The sequence below is a fragment of the Roseomonas gilardii subsp. gilardii genome, from assembly GCF_023078375.1.
Lineage (GTDB): Bacteria > Pseudomonadota > Alphaproteobacteria > Acetobacterales > Acetobacteraceae > Roseomonas > Roseomonas gilardii.
Genome location: NZ_CP095554.1, coordinates 4,012,866 through 4,034,027, shown reverse-complemented (window position 1 = coordinate 4,034,027; position 21,162 = coordinate 4,012,866). Strand labels below are relative to the sequence as shown.

Annotated in this window: 20 protein-coding genes; 9 read left to right on the top strand and 11 right to left on the bottom strand. The window is 69.8% G+C overall.

Features of this window, described 5'->3' with window-relative positions; all coding sequences use genetic code 11:
* Window positions 1-109 precede the first annotated feature (109 nt).
* From MVG78_RS18690 to MVG78_RS18670, 5 genes are all read left to right on the top strand, one after another.
* Window positions 110-289, top strand: a complete 180-nt coding sequence (locus MVG78_RS18690; protein ID WP_247555197.1) for a DUF1127 domain-containing protein — start codon at window positions 110-112, stop codon at window positions 287-289.
* The gene (locus tag MVG78_RS18685; protein WP_247555194.1) at window positions 286-1,176 is read left to right on the top strand and encodes a PhzF family phenazine biosynthesis protein; all 891 of its coding nucleotides are present in this window, start codon (window positions 286-288) and stop codon (window positions 1,174-1,176) included. Before MVG78_RS18690 ends, MVG78_RS18685 begins: the two co-directional genes overlap by 4 nt.
* 284 nt (window positions 1,177-1,460) lie before the next feature.
* Window positions 1,461-2,123 (top strand): TerC family protein, encoded by a 663-nt coding sequence (locus tag MVG78_RS18680; protein ID WP_247555191.1) that lies wholly within the window; start codon window positions 1,461-1,463, stop codon window positions 2,121-2,123.
* Between the two features lie 399 nt (window positions 2,124-2,522).
* Window positions 2,523-3,158: a TerC family protein gene (locus MVG78_RS18675; RefSeq protein ID WP_247555188.1), complete on the top strand. Its 636-nt coding sequence runs from the start codon at window positions 2,523-2,525 to the stop codon at window positions 3,156-3,158.
* Entirely contained in the window at window positions 3,155-3,775 is a 621-nt protein-coding gene (locus MVG78_RS18670) for a hypothetical protein (protein ID WP_247555185.1), read from the top strand. Before MVG78_RS18675 ends, MVG78_RS18670 begins: the two co-directional genes overlap by 4 nt.
* A gap of 39 nt (window positions 3,776-3,814) precedes the next feature.
* Here MVG78_RS18670 and radC read toward each other — a convergent pair whose 3' ends face one another.
* Entirely contained in the window at window positions 3,815-4,420 is a 606-nt protein-coding gene (gene radC, locus MVG78_RS18665; protein ID WP_247555183.1) for a RadC family protein, read from the bottom strand.
* 460 nt (window positions 4,421-4,880) lie between these two features.
* Between radC and MVG78_RS18660 the strand changes: the two genes are divergently transcribed.
* Entirely contained in the window at window positions 4,881-6,182 is a 1,302-nt protein-coding gene (locus tag MVG78_RS18660; protein WP_247555164.1) for an MFS transporter, read from the top strand.
* A 114-nt stretch (window positions 6,183-6,296) separates the two neighbouring features.
* Here MVG78_RS18660 and MVG78_RS18655 read toward each other — a convergent pair whose 3' ends face one another.
* The 6 genes from MVG78_RS18655 to map form a co-directional block, all read right to left on the bottom strand.
* Window positions 6,297-7,985, bottom strand: coding sequence for an efflux transporter outer membrane subunit (locus MVG78_RS18655; protein WP_247555162.1), 1,689 nt, complete (start codon window positions 7,983-7,985; stop codon window positions 6,297-6,299).
* A 5-nt stretch (window positions 7,986-7,990) separates the two neighbouring features.
* Entirely contained in the window at window positions 7,991-9,574 is a 1,584-nt protein-coding gene (locus tag MVG78_RS18650) for a DHA2 family efflux MFS transporter permease subunit (RefSeq protein WP_247555142.1), read from the bottom strand.
* Window positions 9,575-9,614: 40 nt separating this feature from the next.
* On the bottom strand, window positions 9,615-10,874 hold the full coding sequence (locus MVG78_RS18645; RefSeq protein ID WP_247555122.1) for an HlyD family secretion protein: 1,260 nt from the start codon (window positions 10,872-10,874) through the stop codon (window positions 9,615-9,617).
* Window positions 10,875-11,056: 182 nt separating this feature from the next.
* Entirely contained in the window at window positions 11,057-11,695 is a 639-nt protein-coding gene (locus tag MVG78_RS18640) for a TetR family transcriptional regulator (RefSeq protein ID WP_247555121.1), read from the bottom strand.
* Window positions 11,696-11,848: 153 nt separating this feature from the next.
* Window positions 11,849-12,535: a carbonic anhydrase gene (locus MVG78_RS18635; RefSeq protein WP_247555118.1), complete on the bottom strand. Its 687-nt coding sequence runs from the start codon at window positions 12,533-12,535 to the stop codon at window positions 11,849-11,851.
* Window positions 12,536-12,549: 14 nt separating this feature from the next.
* Window positions 12,550-13,362 (bottom strand): type I methionyl aminopeptidase, encoded by an 813-nt coding sequence (map, locus tag MVG78_RS18630; RefSeq protein WP_247555115.1) that lies wholly within the window; start codon window positions 13,360-13,362, stop codon window positions 12,550-12,552.
* A gap of 185 nt (window positions 13,363-13,547) precedes the next feature.
* Between map and MVG78_RS18625 the strand changes: the two genes are divergently transcribed.
* The gene (locus MVG78_RS18625) at window positions 13,548-14,756 is read left to right on the top strand and encodes an MFS transporter (protein WP_247555097.1); all 1,209 of its coding nucleotides are present in this window, start codon (window positions 13,548-13,550) and stop codon (window positions 14,754-14,756) included.
* Window positions 14,735-15,073 (top strand): hypothetical protein, encoded by a 339-nt coding sequence (locus MVG78_RS18620; protein WP_247555077.1) that lies wholly within the window; start codon window positions 14,735-14,737, stop codon window positions 15,071-15,073. Before MVG78_RS18625 ends, MVG78_RS18620 begins: the two co-directional genes overlap by 22 nt.
* 9 nt (window positions 15,074-15,082) lie before the next feature.
* Here the strand turns inward: MVG78_RS18620 and MVG78_RS18615 are convergent, their stop codons facing one another.
* From MVG78_RS18615 to MVG78_RS18600, 4 genes are all read right to left on the bottom strand, one after another.
* Entirely contained in the window at window positions 15,083-16,789 is a 1,707-nt protein-coding gene (locus MVG78_RS18615; RefSeq protein WP_247560525.1) for an alpha-amylase family glycosyl hydrolase, read from the bottom strand.
* 245 nt (window positions 16,790-17,034) lie between these two features.
* Entirely contained in the window at window positions 17,035-17,250 is a 216-nt protein-coding gene (locus MVG78_RS18610) for a hypothetical protein (RefSeq protein ID WP_247555075.1), read from the bottom strand.
* A 92-nt stretch (window positions 17,251-17,342) separates the two neighbouring features.
* Window positions 17,343-18,176 carry an ornithine lipid ester-linked acyl 2-hydroxylase OlsC gene (gene olsC / locus MVG78_RS18605; RefSeq protein WP_247555074.1) on the bottom strand — a complete coding sequence of 278 codons (834 nt, stop codon included), beginning with the start codon at window positions 18,174-18,176 and terminating at the stop codon, window positions 17,343-17,345.
* A gap of 384 nt (window positions 18,177-18,560) precedes the next feature.
* Window positions 18,561-19,619: an alkene reductase gene (locus MVG78_RS18600; RefSeq protein ID WP_247555072.1), complete on the bottom strand. Its 1,059-nt coding sequence runs from the start codon at window positions 19,617-19,619 to the stop codon at window positions 18,561-18,563.
* A gap of 287 nt (window positions 19,620-19,906) precedes the next feature.
* Between MVG78_RS18600 and MVG78_RS18595 the strand changes: the two genes are divergently transcribed.
* Window positions 19,907-20,839: a ribose-phosphate pyrophosphokinase gene (locus MVG78_RS18595; RefSeq protein ID WP_027281105.1), complete on the top strand. Its 933-nt coding sequence runs from the start codon at window positions 19,907-19,909 to the stop codon at window positions 20,837-20,839.
* The last annotated feature ends 323 nt before the right edge of the window (window positions 20,840-21,162 follow it).

Genomic DNA, 21,162 nt, shown 5'->3' with positions numbered 1-21,162 from the left:
TGCAATTTGGTGCGATTCTCAGATGTTCGGAGCAATTCCTGGGGTTGATCGGATCAATCCCGCGTTCAACGGCCTGGCTGCGACGGCGGGGCGGAGCCTGTTCAGGCGCATGGCGGCAGGGTTGGCGGTCTGGCACCGCAATGCCGTGACGCGGCGGATGCTGCGGGAGCTTCCGGAGCGGGAGCTGGCCGATATCGGCCTCACGCCGATGGATGCGGCGATGGAGGCGGCCCGGCCCTTCTGGGATGGCACGCCAGGTGTCGTCGCGGAACGGGCGCGCCGGTCATGAGCGGTGGGCGCTATCGCTTCGTGACGGTGGATGTCTTCGCCTCGGAGCGCTACGCGGGCAATCCGCTGGCGGTGCTGCCGGAGGCGGCGGGGCTGGACGGGACGGCGATGCAACGCATCGCCCGGGAGTTCAACCTGTCCGAGACGGCTTTCGTGCTGCCGCCGGAGCTGCCGGAGCATAAGGCAAGGGTGCGGATCTTCACGCCGGTGCGGGAGATGCCCTTCGCCGGGCATCCGAATATCGGCACGGGCTTCGTGCTGGCTTCGGAGATGGCGGCGCGGGGCGAGGCCGTGCCGGAGGTGCTGCTGTTCGAGGAGATCGCCGGGCTGGTGCCGGTGCGGCCTCTGCTGGAAGGCGGGGCGGTGGCCGGGGCGTCGCTGGAGGCGCCGCAGGCCCTGTCGCGCCTCGCTGTCTGCGGCGCGGCGGAGATGGCGTCCTGTCTTTCGCTGCGGGCGGAGGATGTGGTGGTGGCGGGCCATGCGCCGCAGGTCGTGTCGGTGGGGACGCCCTTCCTGGTGGTGGAACTGGCGGGGCTGGAGGCGCTGGGGCGTATCCGCCCGAACCCGCTGGCCTGGGCCGGGACGCTGCCGCGCGATGGAGCGAGCTCGGTCTACGCCTATGTGCGGATGGCGGAGGGTGGGCTGCGTTCGCGCATGTTCACGCGCGAGCTCTATGAGGACCCGGCGACGGGGAGCGCCACGGCGACGGTGGCGGCCCTGTTGCTCGACCTGTCCGGAGAGGAGCGGCTGTCGCTGCCGGTACGGCAGGGGGTGGAGATGGGGCGGGTGAGCCTGTTGCAGGCACGGGCCTGGCGAGAGGGTGGGGCTGTCCGTGCCGGGGTGGCCGGAGGCTGCGCCCTGGTGATGGAGGGGTGGCTGCGGGCCTGAGCGGGGGCGTGGCGGCGCGCTGTTCGTTCCGGGTTCCGCTGTCCTTTGGGGGCGTTGGCCTTGCTCCCGGAGCGCCCTTTGATCCTCACTCCGCCCCCGGGGCCGGCCCCGGAAGCGGCGGCAGGAGCGGTGAGCGAGCGGCGTGGCGGCTGCGGCAGGGCAGGAGCGTTGCGCGATGTTGCCGCAAGATTGCCGAGTGTTTAAGTGGCAGCGCCGCGGGCGGCGGCGCCCGGCGGGTTTCCGGCCGGTCCGATCCGGCCGCGAGGGGGAGCGATGAAGCGCCGATGAGTCTGGATTGGTTGTTGGCCCTCGGGCAGGTGTTGTTGATCGACCTGGTTCTGGCCGGCGACAACGCGATCGTGGTGGGCATGGCGGCGGCCGGGCTGCCGCCGGACCAGCGGCGCAAGGCGATCCTCTGGGGCATTGGCGCCGCGACGATCATGCGGATCGGCTTTGCGGCGATCACCACGCAGCTTCTGGCGATCGTCGGCCTGACGCTGATGGGCGGCCTGCTGCTGCTCTGGGTCTGCTGGAAGATGTACCGGGAGCTGCGGGCGGACCATGCGCAGCACGAGGGCGCCGAGGCCGCGCATGAGGCGGTGTCCGGCGGGACGGGCGCCGCGTCCGGGGCGCCGCGCAAGACGCTGGGCCAGGCGATCGTGCAGATCCTGGTCGCGGACGTGTCCATGAGCCTCGACAACGTGCTGGCGGTGGCCGGCGCGGCGAAGGAGCATCTGGACGTGCTGGTGATCGGCCTCGCCATCTCGGTGGTGCTGATGGGCGTGGCCGCGAGCTTCATCGCGCGCGTGCTGGAGCGCTTCCGCTGGATCGCCTGGATCGGGTTGCTGGTGATCCTCTACGTGGCGCTGAACATGATCTTCGAGGGCTGGCACGAGGTCGGGCCGCATGTCTCCGCCTGGTTCGGCGGGGGTGCCGCCACGCGCTGAGGGAGGCGGGGCGCGCCGCGAGGGTGGCGCCCCGGTCCGTGGCCCCGGTCCGTGGCCCTGGTCCGTGGCCCTGGTCCGTGGCCCTGGCCTGTCGCCGGGGGTGGTTTCCGGAGGGGCGGGATGCCGGTGCATCCCGCCCTTTCCCGTTCCGGGGCGGGCGAAATCCTTGCCGGCCGTTCATGCGGAAACGGGCCGGAATGGGGGCGAAGATGAAGCGCCCGGCGCGGAACGGGCGTGGAGGCCGCCGAAAAGGCGATCCTGCCCGTTGATTCGGTACGGCTTTTCGTCGCCGGGCGCATTCCAGGATGCATGGAACCGGTCTAGCTTCGCCGTCATCTGGGAAGGGCGCTGCACCTCGCCGGGAGGGATCCCGCACGCGTCCGGTGAGGAAATGCGGACATGGAATCGCTGACCGGGATGCTGCCCGGGCTGCTGGAGATCATCTGGCTCAACATCATCCTTTCCGGCGACAACGCGGTGGTGATCGGCCTCGCGGCGGCGGGGTTGCCCGCGCATCAGCGCGCCAGGGCGGTGCTGTTCGGTGTCATCGCGGCGGCGGTGCTGCGGATCGTCTTCTCGGTCTTCGCCACGCTGCTGCTGTCGCTGTGGTGGATCGACCTGCTGGGTGGCGCGGCGCTGCTCTACATCGCCTGGAACTTCTGGCGGGAACTGCGCAGCAAGGACGAGGAGGAGGAGGGCCACGGCAAGGCCGCCGAGAAGACCATCTGGCAGGCGCTGTGGCAGATCATCCTGGCCGATGTGTCGATGAGCCTCGACAACGTGCTGGCCGTGGCGGCGGTGGCGCGCAACGACCTGCCGCTGCTGGTCGTTGGGTTGCTGATCTCCATTATCATGATGGGCGTGCTGGGCGGGCTGCTGGCGAAGCTGCTCGATCGCTGGCGCTGGGTCGCCTATCTGGGTGTGTTCCTCATCCTCTATGTCGGTCTGCAATTGATGTGGGAGGGCCTGGTGACGGCCAATCTCGTTCTGAACCTCGGACTGCCGCTGCCCCTGCCGGCGGAGGGGCATTCGTGAGCCGGGCCTTGCCGGGGGTGCTGCGGGCGGGGGGCTTCGCGCTGGCGCTGCTGGCCGGGGCCTGTGCCCAGCCCGGAGGAGGCGATCCGGATTCGGTCGCGGCGGGTTCCCCCCGCCCGGCCATGGCGGAGGTGCTGGCGCGGTTGCCGGCGGAGGCGGCGGGGATGATGCGGGGCGGGGCGGTGGCTTCCCCCGCGCTCGGCGCCGATGCGCGGACGGTGGATTATGCCACGCCCTCGCGCACCGTGGCGGCGCAGGTCACGCTCTATGACCGGGGCCAGGTGGCGATCAACGGCGCGGCGGTGGAGGCGGAACTGGCGTCGCTGGTGCGGGAATCCACCTCCATCGATGCCGGGGTGACCGGGCGCAGCTTCCGCGAGGTGTCGCGCAGCCAGGTGCCGCTGGCCCATGGCGGGCCGCTGCGCTGCGCGCTGCTGGAAGGGCGGCTGGGGCGTACCCGGATCGAGCGGCATCTCTGCGTCGGGACGGTGGCCGGGCGTTTCCTGCGCACGCAACTGACGATGGCGGCGGATGGGGGTGCGGCCATGGTGGATGCGCCGCGCTTCGCGCGTGAGATCGGGACGGCGCTGCGGGCCGGAGGGTCCTCGCGAAGCTGAGGGCAGCCTGCTTCCCTCGCCGGCTGGCGAGGGGGGCTTTCAGAGCAGGCCCTCCTGACGGAAGGAAAGGGTGCGGCCACGGCCGACGATCAGGTGGTCGTGGACCAGGATGCCCAGGGCCGCGGCGGCGGCGCGGATCGCCCCGGTGGTGGCGAGGTCGGCGCGGGATGGCGTCGGGTCGCCGCTCGGATGGTTGTGGACCAGGATCACCGAGGCGGCGCCGAGTTCCAGGGCGCGGCGCACGATCTCGCGCGGATAGGCCGGGGCCTGGTCCAGCGTGCCGCGCGCCTGGGCCTCGTCGGCCAGGAGGCGGTTGCGGCTGTCGAGGAAGAGGATGCGGAACTGTTCCACATCCTCCCATGACAGGGCGGCCGAGAGATAGGCGGTGAGGCGGGGCCAGTTGTCCAGCACGGGTCCCTGGCGGGCTTCCTGGGCCAGCAGGCGCAGGGCGGCGGCGCGGGCGAGGCGCAGGGAAGCCAGCACGGCATCGCCGACGCCGGGGATGGCGCGCAGATCGGCCTCGCTGGCGGTGATGGCGCGGGCGAAGCTGCCGAAGCGGGCGAGCAGGGCCTTGGCCAGGGGCTTGGTGTCGCCACGCGGCAGGGCGGCGAAGAGCAGGAGTTCCAGCAACTCGTAATCGGGCATGGCCTCGGCGCCGCCGCGCAGGAAGCGCTGGCGCAGGCGGCGGCGGTGACCTTCCGGACCCTCCGGTACGACGGCTGGCGGCCGCTCCGCCGTGAGCGGGGCATCGAGCAGCGAGGCCTGGACCGGGGGGTGGTCGGTGGGGCCACTGGAGCTGGTGGTGGTTTTGCGCGCGATGGGAGAAATTCCGGCTTTTTCTCTCGTTTGAGTTGAGCACGAACCGGAACGTTACTCCAGGCGGCTTTTCCCTCTCCCCTGTCCTCATCGTGGATGTTGTGGGGTTTTGCCGGGACGCGGCTCAGGATGGCAAAGGGCATTCGCCAGGGCGGGGCGTTTGCGGCTCCTCTGACATATCACAGAGCAAAAGAGGCTTGACGCTGTCCGGGCGCTGAACGAAAGCAGACGGCAAGTGCTCGGCAAGAAGGCTTTCCTGCCTGGGGAAATTGCCGCACCGGAGGAACAAATGTTAGGCAGCAAACAGCCTGGGCAGGGCATGGCGCCCGCCGGAAATTACAGATGGTTCATTATCGGTTTACTTTTCGTCATCACGACGATCAACTACATGGACCGGAACCTGCTGGCGGTGCTGAAGCCGACCATCCAGGGTGAGCTGCAGTTCAACGAGAGCGAATACGGCAACATCGTCTTCGCCTTCAGCATGGCCTATGCGGCCGGCTATGCGGGGATGGGTGCCTTCACCGACAAGGTGGGCGTGCGCTGGGGGCTGGCGATCGCCGCCATGATCTGGTCCGCGGCCTCGGCCTCGCACGGGCTGGTGACCTCGGTGAGCGGGTTCATCCTGGCCCGCGTCGTGCTGGGTCTGGGCGAGGGTGGCAACTTCCCGACCTGCATCAAGTCGGTGGCGACCTGGTTCCCGGTGCGCGACCGCGCTCTGGCCACAGGCATCTTCAATTCGGGCAGCAATATCGGCGGGCTGCTGGCGCCGCTGATCGCGGCCTTCGTCACCACGCATTGGGGCTGGCAGACGGCCTTCTACCTTACCGGCCTGGTCGGCATCGTCTGGGTCGTGGTGTGGCTGGCGACCTACCGGGCGCCGGAGGAGCATCCGCGGGTGAACCCGGCGGAGCTGCGCTATATCCAGAGCGACAACGAGGTGGCGCCGCCGTCGCGGAACGTGCCCTGGTCGCACCTGCTGCGCTATTCCGGCACCTGGGTCTATCTGCTGGGGGCGATCCTGACCAACCCGGTCTGGTGGTTCTACAACAACTGGGTGCCGAGCTTCCTGTTCTCGAAGTTCCACGTGAACCTGATGGCGCTCGGCCTGCCGCTGGTCGTGATCTACCTGATGACGGATGTGGGCTCGATCGGCGGCGGCTGGCTGTCGGGGCGGCTGATGCGCTCGGGCTTCGGCGTCTTCACGGCGCGCAAGCTGGCGCTGCTGGCCTGCGCGCTCTGCACCGTGCCGGTCTTCCTGGCGCCGATGACGGAGCAGATCTGGGTGGCGGTGCTGCTGATCGGCCTGGCGATGGCGGCGCATCAGGGCTTCTCGGCCAATCTCTTCACGCTCGTCTCGGACACCATGCCGAAGGAGGCGGTGGCCGGGGCGGTGGGTCTGGGCGGCTGCATCAGCTCGATCCTCGGCGGCTTCTCGGCCGTGGTCGTGGGGCATGTGCTGGACGCCACGAACAACAACTACACGCTGGTCTTCTTCGTGGCCGCCGGGGTCTATGTGGTGGCCGTGGGGGTGGTCCATCTGATGCTGCCGAAGGGCAAGGCGGAAAGGCTGGCCGGGGCGCGGGTCTGATCCGGGTGGCGGAGGTTCCGCCGCCGCCACTTTGCCGCGGGCGAAAGGCGCTGTCTTTCGCCCGGGCGCCCGCTCCGCCGGGGACACATCCTGTGCCCATGCCCCCCGGGGGGGCTAGCGGCCGGTGGCGGGGGCGAGGGGGACGATGGTGCCCGGCTTGTCGATGCCGGCGAGGCTGTCGGGCGAGAGGGATTCGATGGGGGTGGAGGGGGCCCCGCCGGCGGAGGGCGGCGGGGGGATGGAGGCCACCTGCGGTGGGGTGACATCCTGCCAGCCGCCGCCCAGGGCCTTGTAGAGCGAGACGAGGTCCGAGGTCAGGGAGAGCGTGGCCTGGAGGCGCTGCTGCCGGGCCTGGACGAGGCTGCGCTGGGCGTCGAGCACGTCGATGAAGTTGGAAAGGCCGCTGTTGTAGCGGCTGCGGGCGAGGGAGAGGGCCGTTTCGGCGGAGCGGACCGACTGGTCGAGGCTTTCGAGCTGGGCGCGGTCGGTGCGGTAGGCGACGAGGCTGTCCTCGACCTCTCCCAGGGCGTTCAGCACGGTGCCGCGATAGGCGAGCGCGGCCTCGGCCTGCTGCGCGCGGGCGGTGCGGAGATTGGCGGTGAGGCGGCCGCCCTGGAAGATCGGCAGGGAGATGCTGGGGCCGAAGGAATAGAAGTGGTTCGACCAGTTGGTCAGGGAGCTGGCCTCCAGCCCCCGCGTGCCCAGGCTGCCGGTCAGTGAGATGTCCGGATAGAAATTCGCCACCGCGACGCCGACGCCGGCGGTGGCCGCGTGCAGCCGGGCCTCGGCCTGCCGGATGTCGGGGCGGCGGCGGGCCAGGGAGGCGGGCAGGCCGAGCGGCACGGCGGGTGGCGTGGGCGGGATGGGACGGGCCACCTCCAGCTCCGCATCCAGGGTGCCGGGGGGCTGGCCGGTCAGGATGGCAAGGCGGTTCATCGCCTGGCGGACCTGCTTCTCGTAGGTCGGGAGCTGGGCGCGGAGGGTGAGGAGCTGGGTGCGCTGGTTCTCCACGTCCAGCTCGGTGACGAGGCCCTGGCGGCGCTGGCGCTGGGTCAGGTCCAGGATGTCCTGGGCGGTCTGGACGTTCTCGCGCTGCGACTGGGCGAGGGCCTGGGCGCCGCGCAGGCCGGCATAGGCCTGGACCACCTCGGCCTGGAGGGTGACGAGGGCGTCGTTGACCGCCTCGGCCTGTGCCTGGGTCTGGGCCTGGCTCTGTTCCACGGAGCGGCGGACGCGGCCGAAGAGGTCGAGCTCCCAGGAGGCGTCGAAGCCCGACTGGAAGAGGTCGATCGGGCTGGTCAGCTTGTCGATCAGGGCATCGCCGGCGGAGGCGGCCTCGCCACCCAGGCTGTCGAGGCGCCCGGCCAGGCCGCTGCGGCGCACGGTGCCCTGCAGGCCGAGCTGCTGGCGCGTGTAGCTGCCGGTGCCGTTCAGGCTGGGCAGGCCGGCGGCGCGGGCGGCGGCCTCGTTCTGGCGGGCCTGGACGACGCGCAGCACGGCCTGCTGCAGGTCGAGGTTGCCGCTGACGGCGCGTTCCACGAGCGAGGTGAGGATGGGGTCGTTGAAGCCGGTCCACCAGTGCGGGTCGGGGTCGGCGCGGAGGGTGACGGCCTGGCTGGGGGCGCGGGCGGTGTCGTTCCAGCTCTGCGGCGTCTCGGGTTTGGGCGGGGTGAAGTCCGGGCCCACGGTGCAGCCGGCGAGGAGCGAGAGCGCCAGCGGGAGGACGATCGGGAGGGCGAGCGGGGCCGCGATGCGGCGGGCCGGCGGCCGCGGGGCGGGATGGGAATGGCGTGTGGGATGCATGGGGCTCAGTGGGCTCCGCCGCCGCCCTGCACCTTCACGCCCGACAGCATCAGGGCGAAGGGGATGATGCAGGCGGCGATGGCGGCGGTGATGATGAAGACGTCGGAATAGGCGAGGATTGCGGTCTGGGTCTGGAGCTGCTGGTACATCCAGAGCTCCGCCTGTTGCGCGGCGCCGGCGGCGGAGACGCCGTGGCTGATCATCGCGCCCTGCACCTGCTGCAGGGTGGTGTTGTAGGGCTCGTGGAGTGGCGTCAGGTACTGGACCAGATGCGCCTGGCGGATCTGCTGGTGATCGGTGATCAGCGCGGTGGAGACCGAGATGCCGGTGGAGCCCAGCACGTTGCGGAACATGGAGAAGAGGGCGGTGGCGTCGCCGTTCAGCTCGCGCGGCAGAGTGGCATAGGCGATGGTGCTGATCGGCACGAAGAGGAAGGCGAGGCCGACGGTCTGCGAGGCGCGGATGATGACCAGGGCGCGGAAGCTGAGGTCCGGGGTGAGGTGGCTGGAGTACCAGAAGGAGGTGGCGAGGCAGAGGCCGCCGAAGGCGATGAGCCACTTGGCCGGGATGAAGCCCATCAGCCGGCCGGAGACGGGGATCAGCATCACCAGCAGCACGGCGCCGGGCGCGAGGACGAGGCCGGACCAGGTGGCGGTGTAGCCGAGTTGCTGCTGCGCGAGCTGTGGGATCATCACCGCGCTGCCGTAGAGGGCGAAGCCCATCACCGAGATCAGGATGCAGCCCAGGGTGAAGTTGCGGTCGCGGAAGACGCGCAGGTTCACCATCGGGCGCTTGGCATAGGCGAACCAGTAGGTGCCGCCGACCCAGCCGGTGATGGCGGCCAGCGCCGAGATCCGGATGAAGCTGGAATCGAGCCAGTCGTAGTTCTCGCCGCGGTCCATGGCGAGTTCCAGGCCGCCCAGGGCGAGCACGATGAAGCCGAGGCCGATGAAGTCGAAGCGCGGGGTGGTCTTTCGCTCCTCCTGCACATGCGGCGGGTCCTCCACCACCGTGAGCACGCCGAAGACGGCGGCGAGGCCGATGGGCACGTTGATCAGGAAGATCCAGTGCCAGGAATAGGTGTCGGTGAGGTAGCCGCCGACGACGGGGCCCAGGATGGGCGCGACGATGATGGCCAGCGCGGTGACGGCGAAGGCGGTGCCGCGCTTTTCCGGCGGGAAGGTGTCGAGGATGATGGCCTGCTGCGTCGGCTGCAGGCCGCCGCCGAAGAAGCCCTGCAGCGCGCGGAAGACGAGGAGCTGCCAGAATTCCTGCGAGATGCCGCAGGCGAGCGAGGCGACGGTGAAGGCGGCGAGGCAGATGGTGAAGTAGCGCTTCCGCCCCAGCCAGCGGCTGAGATAGCCGGAGATGGTGAGCACGATGCCGTTGGCGACGAGATAGGTGGTGAGCGCCCAGGTGCTCTCGTCGTTGGAGACGGACATGCTGCCGGCGATATGCGGCAGGGAGACGTTGACGATGGTGGTGTCGAGCACCTCCATGAAGGCGCCCATGGTGACGACCAGCGTCACCAGCCAGGGATTGTAGCTGGGCTTCCAGTCGTCGCCGGATTGCGCCGCGCCGCCGCTCATGGCCGGCCGTTCCTTTCCGGCGCGCCTGTCCCGGCGCGGGTCATTCCAGCGTCACCGTGGGGACGACGGAAAGGCCGAGGGGCATGGGCATGTCGGCGGGCAGGCCGCTGTCGATGACGATCTTCACCGGCACGCGGCGGACGATCTTCACGAAGTTGCCGGTGGCGTTCTCGGCCGGGAAGGTGCTGAAGCGGGCACCGCTGCCCATCTGGACGCTGTCGATGTGGCCGTGCAGCTCCAGGTTCGGGAAAGCGTCCACCTCGATCGTCACGCGCTGGCCGGGGCGCATGCGGTCGAGCTGGTTCTCCTTGAAGTTGGCGACGACCCAGAGCTCGGGCGTGACCAGGGACATGATGGTCTGTCCCTGTTGCAGGAAGCCGCCCTGTTCCACGTTGCGGCGGGTGACGTGGCCGTCCTGCGGGGCGCGGATCTCGGTGTAGGAGAGGTTCACCTCGGCCTGGGCGAGATTGGCCCTGGCTTCCGCGAGCTGGGCCTGGCGCTGCCGGACGGCGGCCTCGGCCTGGTCGATGTTCTGCTGCGCCAGGCTGGCGATCTGCAACTGCGCCTGCGCCTGGTTCACCTGGGCGGTGGCGGATTGCAGCGTGGCGGTGGCGGTGTCGATGCTGGTCTGGGTGGTGGCGCGCGGGTCCACCGCGCGCTGGCGGCGGTAGTCCGACTGCGCCTGGGTCTGGCTGGCGCGGGCGGCGGCGAGCTGGGCCTCGGCGCTCTTTTGTTCCGCCGGGAAGCGGGTGCGGGCGATCTCCAGGTCGATCTCGGCGCTGTGGAGCTGGGCCTCGGCGAGTTCCAGGTTGGCGGCGGCCTGGTCGCGGCGGGCGATATAGTCGCGCGGGTCGATGCGCAGGATCACGTCGCCGGCATGGACGAACTGGTTGTCCCGGACGCGCAGCTCGGTGACATAGCCCGAGACCTGGGGGGCGATGGAGATGGCGCGGCCCTCGGTATAGGCATCGTCGGTGGAGGCGAGGTTGCGCGTCGTCCACCAGTACCAGCCGCCGCCCACGATGGCGATGACGAGCAGGATGGCGCCGATGATCAGCGGCAGGCGGTTGGTCTTCCGCTCCCGGTCGTCCTTGCCCTTGCCGTTTCCGCTGTCCTTGTCCGGCGGCGGATTCCCGTGTTCCCCATCGCCTTCCGGCCTGCCGTTGCCGGCGTCATCCGCGCGGTCCCGCCGGATGCGGGCGCGGCCGCGGGTGGGCTCTTCCGCGTGGCTGGCCCGGACATGCTGGGGGTCGGCCGGATGCGTGAGGGGATGCGTGTCATCCTGGTGCCGGTCAACCACGAAGTACCTCGTTGCTCAGATCCATGCGCGCCCGATTCCGGCCACGGAGGGGGCGGTGGTGCGCTGCGGAATTACGTACTGACGAGAATGTATGCTAGACACTCTTCGTTGAGTTTCATGGCCGGGCCGTTAACCGATGCCGTCCTTCTCAGCCGGGCGGCGTGGAGGGACCCTCGGAATCTTCAGGATTTTTGCCTGTTTTCAGGGATTTGGCTCGGAAGGAGGCCAGCAAGGCCCGCGCCAGATGCAGCCCTTCCTCGCTCAGGCGGTAGACCTGGGGCTCGCGCAGCCAGAGCTGCATCATGCCCCGGATCTGTACGAAGAGGGCGTCGGCGGCGGTGTCCGGGGTCCAGGGGGGCGAGGGGGTAGCGCGTGGCGGCGAGGTGCAGGAGCTCGCGGAACTTGGCGCGCAGTTCCTCGTCCGCCCTTTGCAGGCGGTGCAGGGCGGGGGCCATCTCGTCCACGTATTCGCAGCGCTGGTAGAAGATGGTGAGGAGGCGGCGGCGGCGCTCGTCCTGCTCGAACTGCCGCTTGGTGGTGGCCATGATGGTGTCGAGCTCTTCCAGCGGGTCGAGCTCGGGATTCTCGGCGAGGCGGGCGACGAGATCCTCATGCGGCAGCTCGGCGCGTTCGTTCAGGGTGAGGAAGAGGTCCAGCTTGTCACGGAAGTGCCAGTAGATGGCGCCACGGGTGACGCCGGCGACGCGGGCGACTTCCTCCAGCGTGGAACGGGCCACGCCGCGCTCGTAGAAGACCTTCTCTGCGGCATCGAGGATCGCTTCGCGCGTCTGCTCCGCCTGAGCCTTTGTGTGCCTTGCCACTCCCCCGCCCATCCACTGCCCGTGCTTACAACCGCGCATGTATGCTGACAGAGGAAATTATGCCAGCATTATGCGCCATGCAAAGCCCGCATAGGGCGGCAGGGGAGTATTCTGTTCTCCGCTTCATCCTCCGCCCCGGCGGAGCGGAAGGGATCAGTCCTGGGTGAGAGGGCCGGCAGGGACGGGGTGGAAGCGGCCCTCGGCCTCATTCAGCGCGCTGAGCGTGCCGTCGGCCACGTCGAACCAGACGCCGTGCAGGCTCAGCTGGCCGGCGGCCTCGCGCTCCGCCAGCCAGGGGAAGGTGCGCAGGTTGCGCAGGGACTGGCGGATGGCGGCGTGTTCCATGGCGCACTGATCGTGCAGCGGGTCCACGCCTTCGCAGCGCAGGACGTGGTCGCGGGCCGGGGCGATCAGGTCCATCCAGCGGGCGACGAAGTCGCCATGCGCCGCGTCCACATGGTCACGCTGGTTGCGGCGGAAGGCGTTGATGCCGCTGCAGGAGGCATGGCCGAGAACGACGACATGCTCGACCTTCAGCGACCGGACGGCGAATTCGATGGCGGCCGAGGTGCCATGGTAGTTGGCGTCGGGCTGGTAGGGGGGCACGAGGTTCGCGACGTTGCGGACCACCACCATCTCTCCGGCATCGGCGTCGAAGACGACTTCCGGCGCGACGCGGCTGTCCACGCAGGCGATCATCAGGATGCGGGGGTGCTGGCCGGCCTCGGCCAGCTGGGCGTAGTGGTGCCGTTCGCGCCGGAAGCGCGTGTAGCGGAAGCCGCGATAGCCCTCCACCAGGCGGGAGGGCAGGGTGGCGGGCGGATTCGTCTGGTCGGTCATACGGGGGGCGTGGTTCAGGCGGGCAGCTTGTAGGGCGGCTTGTGCAGCCCGGCGGGGGAATAGGTGAAGACCTCGCAGCCCGTGGCGGTGACGCCCACCATGTGCTCGAACTGGGCGGAGAGGGAGCGGTCGCGGGTCACGGCGGTCCAGCCGTCGTCGAGCACCTTCACCTCCGGGCGGCCGGCATTCACCATCGGCTCGATGGTGAAGAACATGCCTTCCTTGAGCTTCGGGCCTTCGCCGGGGCGGCCGAAATGCAGGATGTTGGGCGGGGCGTGGAAGGTGCGGCCGACGCCGTGGCCGCAGAAGTCGCGCACCACGGAGAAGCGCTGCTTTTCCACATAGCTCTGGATGGCGTGGCCGATGTCGCCGAGGGTGGCGCCGGGCTTCACCGCGGCGATGCCGCGCAGCAGGCTCTCATGGGTCACATCCATCAGCAGCGCGGCCTTCCGGCCCGGCTCCCCCGCCACGTACATGCGGGAGGTGTCGCCGTACCAGCCGTCGAGGATGGGGGTGACGTCGATGTTGAGGATGTCGCCCTCCACCAGCCGGCGCTCGCCCGGGATGCCGTGGCAGACGACGTGGTTGATGGAGATGCAGGAGCTCTTCGGATAGCCGCGGTAGCCCAGCGTCGCCGGGACGGCGCCGTGGTCGAGCATGAAGTCGTGCAGCAGCTTGTCCAGGGCCTCGGTGGTGATGCCGGGCACCACATGGGGGGTGATCATGTCCAGGCAGGCGGCCGCGAGTTGCCCCGCCTTGCGCATGCCCTCGAAATCCTCCGGCCCATGCAGCGGTATCCGCCGCGCCTCGCCCGCTGACTGTTCCATGAAGGCGAAAATGCGGCGGCGGCGCGTGGCTTGCAAGGCTTGGGCATGCGGCGCAAGGGAGGATTGCACTGGTGTCGGGATTCCGCGGTGCCGGATACCGGGGGGAAAGCGGGCGGGACGTCCATGCGCCCGGGCTCTCCGGGGTGGCATGGCTTCCGGGCTTTGCGGCAAGGGGAGGGGTGTGCATGGCGGCAGGCGGGCGCGCGGGGACGGAGGCCGGGGGCGGCGAGGTGGCGGAGCGACCCGCCATCGGGGGTGGCGGCACCGGGAAGGATGCCGGACAGGCCACCGGGAAGCCCGTCGCCCGGCGCGGCTGGGTGGACGATCCGCGCTTCACCGCGGCGATCGTGGCCAGCGCGCTGATCATGCAGAACCTGGACAGCAGCGTGATCGCGACGGCGCTGCCGGCCATGGCGCGGGACCTGGGCAGCGAGCCGCTGCACCTTTCGGCGGCGATCACCTCCTATCTCGTGGCGCTGACGGTCTTCGTGCCGGTGAGCGGCTGGGTGGCCGACCGCTATGGCGCCAAGCGGGTCTTCCTCTGGGCCATCGCGGTCTTCGTGGCCTCCTCCGCGGCCTGCGGCATGGCACAGGGGCTGAGCGAGCTGATCGCGGCGCGGGTCGTGCAGGGCATCGGCGGGGCGATGATGGTGCCGGTGGCGCGGCTGCTGCTGCTGCGCCGGGTGACCAAGGAGGAGATCGTGCGGGCGACGACCTGGCTGACCATGCCGGGGCTGCTGGGGCCGATCCTGGGGCCGCCGCTGGGAGGATTCCTGACCGACCAGCTTTCCTGGCGCTGGGTGTTCTGGATCAACCTGCCGATCGGGCTGCTGGGGCTGTTCCTGGCCTGGCGCTTCATCACCGCGCCGGAGCAGGAGCGGCCGCCGAAGCTGGACGTGCCCGGGGTCACGCTGGTGGGCCTGTCGCTGGCCTGCCTGATGTTCGGCTTCGAGACGGTGGGGCGCGGCCTGCTGGAGCCTGTCTGGAGCTGGGCGGCGCTGGCGGCGGGGGTGGTGCTGGGCTGGTGGGCGGTGCGGCACTGCCTGCGGGCGGAGCATCCGGCGCTGGATCTGAGCCTGCTGCGCATCCCGGCCTTCCAGGTGACGGTGACGGCGGGGACGATGTTCCGCATCGGGGCGGGGGCGATCCCCTTCCTGGTGCCGCTGGCGATCCAGCTCGGCTTCGGCGCCTCGGCTACGACCTCGGGGCTGATCACGCTGGCCTCGGCGCTGGGGGCCTTCGGCATGAAGCCGCTGATCCACCGGGTGCTGCGGTGGTTCGGCTATCGCGGCACGCTGGTCTGGAACACGCTGCTGCAGGGGGCGATCATCCTGCTGCTGGCGACGCTCTCGCCCGGATGGCCGCTCTGGGGGTGTTCATCCTGCTGGCGGTGAACGGGATCTTCCGTTCGCTGCACTTCACCTCGCTGAACTCGCTGGCCTATGCGGAGGTGCCGCAGAAGGCGCTCTCGGCGGCGACCAGCCTCTATTCCACGGCGCAGCAGCTTTCCATGGCACTGGGCGTGGTGATGGGGTCCTCGGTGCTGGCGGCCTCCACGGCGCTACACGGGCATGGCGAGCCGGCGCTGGGGGATTTCTCCATGGCCTTCGTCGCGGTGGCGGCGGTGGTGCTGGCCTCGCTGCCGCTCTGTGTGCGCCTGCCGCGGGATGCGGGAGATGTGGTGTCGGGATACCGGCGGCGCGGGGGGTAGCGGCGGCCCTTATTCCGCCACTGCGGGGCCGTCCCGGAGGATAAGGACGCCGCAGGGGCCGAGGGCGGCGCGGGGGCCGCTGGCGAGGCGGGCCGCGCTGCTCCAGAGCGGCTCCACCAGCCCTTCCGCCGGAAGGTCGAACTCGCGCGGCGCGTTGCCCAGGTTGAAGACGCAGAGCAGGGATTCCTCCGCGCTGTGGCGGCGGAAGCAGATCAGGGGCTCGGGCGCCGCGACCTGGGCGAGGGTACCGTGGACCAGTGCCGGGTGGTTCCGGCGGAAGCGCAGGAAGTGCCGCCAGGCGTTCAGGGTCGAGCCAGGGTCCCGGCGCTGGGCCTCAGCGGCGAGGGGGTGGTGGGCTTCCGGCATGGGCAGCCAGGGCCGGGTGCCGGAGCCACCGGTCGAGAAGCCGAGATGCGGCGCGTCCTGCTGCCAGGGCATGGGGGTGCGGCTGCCGTCGCGGCCCTTGTAGTCGGGCCAGAAGGCGATGCCGAAGGGGTCGCGCAGGTCCTCCGGGCGGAGTTCCGCCTCGGTGAGGCCGAGTTCCTCGCCCAGGTAGAGGCAGACGCTGCCGCGCATGGTGAGCAGCATGGCCATCAGCAGGCGGAGGAATTCCGGGCTGGGCTGGCCGGGCTGCCCGCCGATCGGGCTCCAGCGCGAGGCGACACGCTCCACGTCATGGTTGCTGAAGGACCAGCAGGGCCAGCCCTCCTGGTGCTCCGTCATCCAGTGCAGGGTGGAGGCGACGGTCTCGTGGGTGAGGTTCCCCTTCATGAAGCGCAGGGTGTAGGCCATGTCGAACATGCCGGGGGCGGTGTAGCGGCGCAGGCGGTCGAAGGCGCCGTCCTGGCTGGAGATCTCGGCCAGGGTGGCGGTGCCGGGATATTCGTCCTGCAGGCCCCGGATGCGGGCGATGACCTCCAGCGTGCGGGGGTGCAGCAGGTCGTGCTGGTGCAGTTGCATGCCGAAGGGCTTGGCCGGGACGGGCTGGCCGGGGCGGTGGGCGGCCGGATTGTCGCGCAGGTCCGGGTCGTGGCACATCCAGTCCACGGCATCGAGGCGGAAGCCGTCCACGCCGCGGTCCAGCCAGAAGCGGCCGATGTCCAGGAGCGCCTCCACCACCTCCCCGTTGTGGAGGTTGAAGGCGGGCTGGCTGCCGAGGAAGTGGTGCAGGTAGTACTGCCGGCGGCGGGGTTCCCAGCTCCAGGCCGGTCCGCCGAAGACGGAAAGCCAGTTGGTGGGCGCGGTGCCGTCGGGGGACGGGTCGGCCCAGACATACCAGTCGGATCGCGGGTTGTGGCGGGAGGCGCGGCTTTCCTGGAACCAGGGATGCTGGCTGCTGGAATGGGACCAGACCTGGTCCATCAGCACCTTCAGCCCGAGCTGGTAGGCGCGGGCCAGGACGCGGTCGAAATCGGCCAGCGTGCCGAAGAGCGGATCGACGTCGCAGTAGTCGGAGACGTCGTAGCCGTAGTCCTCCTGCGGGGAGCACTGGAAGGGGGAGATCCAGATCGCATCGGCGCCGAGATCGGCGATGTGGCCGAGGCGGCCGAGCAGGCCGGGCAGGTCGCCGATGCCGTCGCCGTTCCCGTCGGCGAAGCTGCGGGGATAGACCTGGTAGATGACGGCGCCGCGCCACCAGTCGGCCGTGGTGGAGGGGGACAGGAAGCCTTCGGACCGCAGCAGGCGAAAGGGGGTGGTATCGAAGCCGGCCGTCACGTTGTTCAAAAGGTCAGTCCCTCAAGCCTGGGCGGAGTGGAAAGGCTTGCTCGCCAAGTGTCGTGGGCGATTTAGGGAGCGGAATCCGGCCGGGTCAACGTTGTTATCACGTTTTCGTGAGTTTTGTTGGTGGGGCGGAACGCTTCGTTTCTGATCTGGAAAGGGTGGGAAATCAGAGCTTCTTCAGAAGATTGGTGGGTGGTTGGGCGGTGGATGGGAAAGCGCCGCGTTGCGATGGGCTGGGATCAGCCGGGCGGGTTGCGTTGGGCTGCCATCTGGTTGGCCGGTGGGTTGGAGGAGGCGGATTCCGCCGGAGGATGGCCGTTGCCGGTCCCGGCCGGGGGCAATCCAGGCTGCGCCGTTCCGGCGGGGTGCCGCGCGGGCGGCGTGGGGATGCCGCGCCGGGTGTCGCGGGCCAGGGCCGCCAGGAAGCTGTTCGGCCAGATTCCGTGTTCCGTCATGGGCAAGGCTTCTCGCCCGTCCGGCCCGGGGGCGATGTGACTTGGCGCACGCGGCGGGCGCGCCGCGTGCCGGGTCAAGGGCGTGGTGGTGCCTAGCCCTGCTGGTTCCGCAGCTTCTCGGCCTCGGCGTAGAAACGCTTCTCCCAGGCGTTCTGGTTCTCCAGACCCTCACGGATGAAGGGGGTGAAAGGGGCGAGGTTCAGCAGGAGCCAGTTCACCAGGCGGGCGGGGAAGCGCAGCGGCTTCACGAAGTCCACGAACAGGACGACGCGGGTCTTGTCCGTGTGGTTCCAGGCCTCGTGCTCATAGGCGTCGTCGAAGATGAGGGCCTTGCCTTCCTGCCAGTGGCAGACCTGCTTGTCGACGCGGATGGCGAGCTGGTCGTCCTTCGATTCCGGCACGATCAGGCCGAGATGCAGGCGCAGCACGCCATTGTAGGGGCCGCGATGGGGCGGCAGGTGCTTGCCGGGCTCGAAGATCGAGAACATCGCGGTCTTGAGGCCGGGGATCTTCTGCACGATCCGCCAGGTCTCGGGGCAGAGGTCGATGTTCTTCTGCGAGGAGAGGCCGTAGCCGGTGAGGAAGAAGGTCTTCCACGCCTTGTCCGTGCTGATGGTGCGGACATCGGCGGACAGCTCGTGGAAGCCGGGCAGGTCTTCCTGGCGGAGCAGGACGCGGTCGAGCTCCTTGCGGATGGCGGGCCATTCGCGCTCGATCTCCGCCGCCCAGGGGAAGGTGGCGTTGTCGTAGACCGGCGGGTTGCCGACCTTGGAGTGGCGGAGGTTCAGCCGTTCCGCCCAGGCGACGATGCCCATGAAGATCCGGGTGACACGGCTCGGCCGCTCCATCGCGGCCATGCCGTCGGTGCCGAAAGTCTGTTGTGGAGAGGTGGCCGCGGCGGGGGGCGTCGTCGTGGTGTGGTTCATGGCGTGTCTTGTCCTCCTGCGCGGCGGGTCAGCCAAGTGCCAGGGCAGCGGAGTGGCCGGGGCGAATCCCGGACAGCGGCATAGGCCGGCGTAGGTTACAACCCTATGACGCTGAGATTGAGTCGCAATGCTGTGGGCAGGCATTCGCCGCGTGCGGAGCGCTGTTGCAGGTGAGGCGTTCCGCTGCGTGTTCGGCCTCCGGGGGCAAGGCGCCGCCTTGCCCCCGGACCCCCACTCCGCCGGGGACCGAAGCCGGTCCCCGGACCCCGGGCTTTCGTGGGCTCCCGTGGCGGCCGTTGCCCTATGGCTTGATCCCTTGGCGCGGGTGGAAAGGCGGGGCGTCGACGGCGGAGCCTTTTCCCCCGGGAAGCGAGCGGCCTGGGTTCAGGCAGCCTCGGCCAGGGCGGGGTAGTCGGTGTAGCCATGCGGGCCGGGGGCGTAGAAGGTGGCCGGGTCCGGCGTGTTCAGCGGCAGGTTGCGGGCGAGGCGCTCCGGCAGGTCCGGGTTCGCGATGAAGAGCTTGCCGAAGGCCACGGCATCGGCGTCGCCGCTGGCGAGGATGGCCTCGGCGCTGTCCTTCGTGAAACCTTCGTTGGCGATGTAGGCGCCGCCGAAGGCGCGCTTGAGCTGCGGGCCGAGGCTGTCGGGGCCCTGGGCCTCGCGGGCGCAGAGGAAGGCGATCCGGCGTTCGCCGAGGGAATGGGCCACATGGGTGAAGAGGGCTGCCGGGTCGCTGTCGCCCATGTCATGCGCGTCGCAGCGCGGGGCGAGGTGGACGCCGACGCGGCCCGGGCCGAAGACGGAGATGGCGGCGTCGGTCGCCTCCATCAGCAGGCGGGCGCGGTTCCCGATGGAGCCGCCGTAGCGGTCGGTGCGGCGGTTGGTGCTGTCCTGCAGGAACTGGTCGAGCAGGTAGCCATTGGCGGCGTGCAACTCCACGCCGTCGAAGCCCGCGCGCTGGGCATTGGCGGCGGCCTGGCGGAACTGCTCGACGATGGCCGCGACCTCCTCCGTCTCCAGGGCACGGGGGGTGACGTAGGGGCGCTGCGGGCGGAGCAGGCTGACATGGCCCTTCGCGGCGATGGCGCTGGGGGCGACAGGAGGCTGGCCGCCGAGGAAGGACGGGTCGGAGATGCGGCCGACATGCCAGATCTGGGCGAAGATCCGGCCGCCGGCCTGATGCACGGCGCGGGTGACGGGCTTCCAGCCCTCGACCTGCTCCTCGCTCCAGAGGCCGGGGACATCCGCATAGCCGACCGCCATGGGGGAGACGGGGATGCCCTCGCTGATGATCAGGCCGGCGGAGGCGCGCTGGCGGTAGTATTCGGCCACCAGGGGGCCGGGCACATGGCCGGGGGAGCGGGCGCGGGTGAGGGGCGCCATGATGACGCGGTTGGGCAGGGTGAGGTCACCCAGGCGGATCGGGTCGAAGAGGTTCGGCATCGGCCGGTTCCCGTTCATGCCCGTGGCGGGATTGCCGCGGGCCTGGGGGAGTTGGGCCAACCGCTGCGGCGCAAAAGGCGGTGGGACGGATGGGTGCCATGTTGAAGCCGCATGCCGCCCTGGCGGCGGGGGTGCGGAAGAGGGGAGCGGCCGGGCGGGCGGCGATTCCGTTGCGGCTTTGCGGCATCAAGGGGAGTCTTATTTTGCTGCATTGCATCTCATGCATGGACACGCTTCGGTGAGGTTGCTATCCCGCAGCGCGCCTCCCCCTCCAAGGCTGCCCTTCCATGAAAATCATTGCATGCAACAGCAACCGCCCCCTCGCCGAGGCCGTTGCTGCATCCCTCAACCTGCCCCTGACCCAGGCTTCGGTCCGCCGTTTCGCCGACATGGAGATCTTCGTCGAGATCCATGAGAATGTGCGCGGCGAGGACGTCTTCGTGGTGCAGTCCACCTGCTTTCCCACGAACGACAACCTGATGGAGTTGCTGATCACGCTCGACGCGCTGCGTCGCGGCTCGGCGCGTCGCATCACCGCGGTCATTCCCTATTTCGGCTATGCCCGGCAGGACCGGAAGTCCGGTCCCCGCACGCCGATCTCGGCCAAGCTGGTGGCGAACCTGATCACCGAGGCCGGTGCCGACCGCGTGCTGACGCTGGACCTGCATGCCGGGCAGATCCAGGGCTTCTTCGACATCCCCGTGGACAACCTCTTCGCCGCGCCGCTCTTCGCCCGGGACATCCTGGAGCGCTACAAGGGCCGTGACCTGATGGTCGTTTCCCCCGATGTGGGCGGCGTGGTGCGCGCGCGGGCGATCGCGACGCGGCTGCACACCGACCTGGCCATCATCGACAAGCGCCGGCCGCAGGCGGGCGTGTCCGAGGTGATGAACGTGATCGGCGACGTGCAGGGCCGCGACTGCATCCTGGTGGACGACATCGTGGATTCGGGCGGGACTCTGTGCAACGCGGCCGAGGCGCTGCTGAAGAACGGCGCGAATTCGGCCAGCGTCTATGTGACGCATGGCGTGCTGTCCGGCGGGGCCGTGGCGCGCATCGGCGCGGCGCCGATCGAGAAGATGGTGATCACCGACAGCATCCAGGCCACCGAGGCGGTGCGGGTGTCGAGCAACATCCGGCAGCTCACCGTGGCGCCGCTGCTGGCCGAGGCGATGCGGCGGATCAGCGAGGAAAGCTCGGTTTCCACGCTGTTCAACTAAGCCGGGACCGGGACCATGGCCCGCGCCGCTTCGGGTGCGGGCCGGCAGGCCGGGGGCTGGCCTGGATGGGGTTCGACGGGGTTGCGGGACCGGAGATGACGGTTCCGCAACCTGCGGCTTATAGGCTTCCGCCGCGACCGGCGTGCGGAAGGAGATTTTCCCCGCATCTGTGGAGATGGGCGCCAGGCGCCTGCCGTCTCTCGGTGCTGGAGGCCGAGAGCAGCAGCGACGTGCCGCGTTTCGCGGGCAAGTTCGCGATGGAACGGATGCTGGCCGAGCGCGGCATGGCGGCCACGATCCTGCGCCCGGCTTGTTTCATGCGG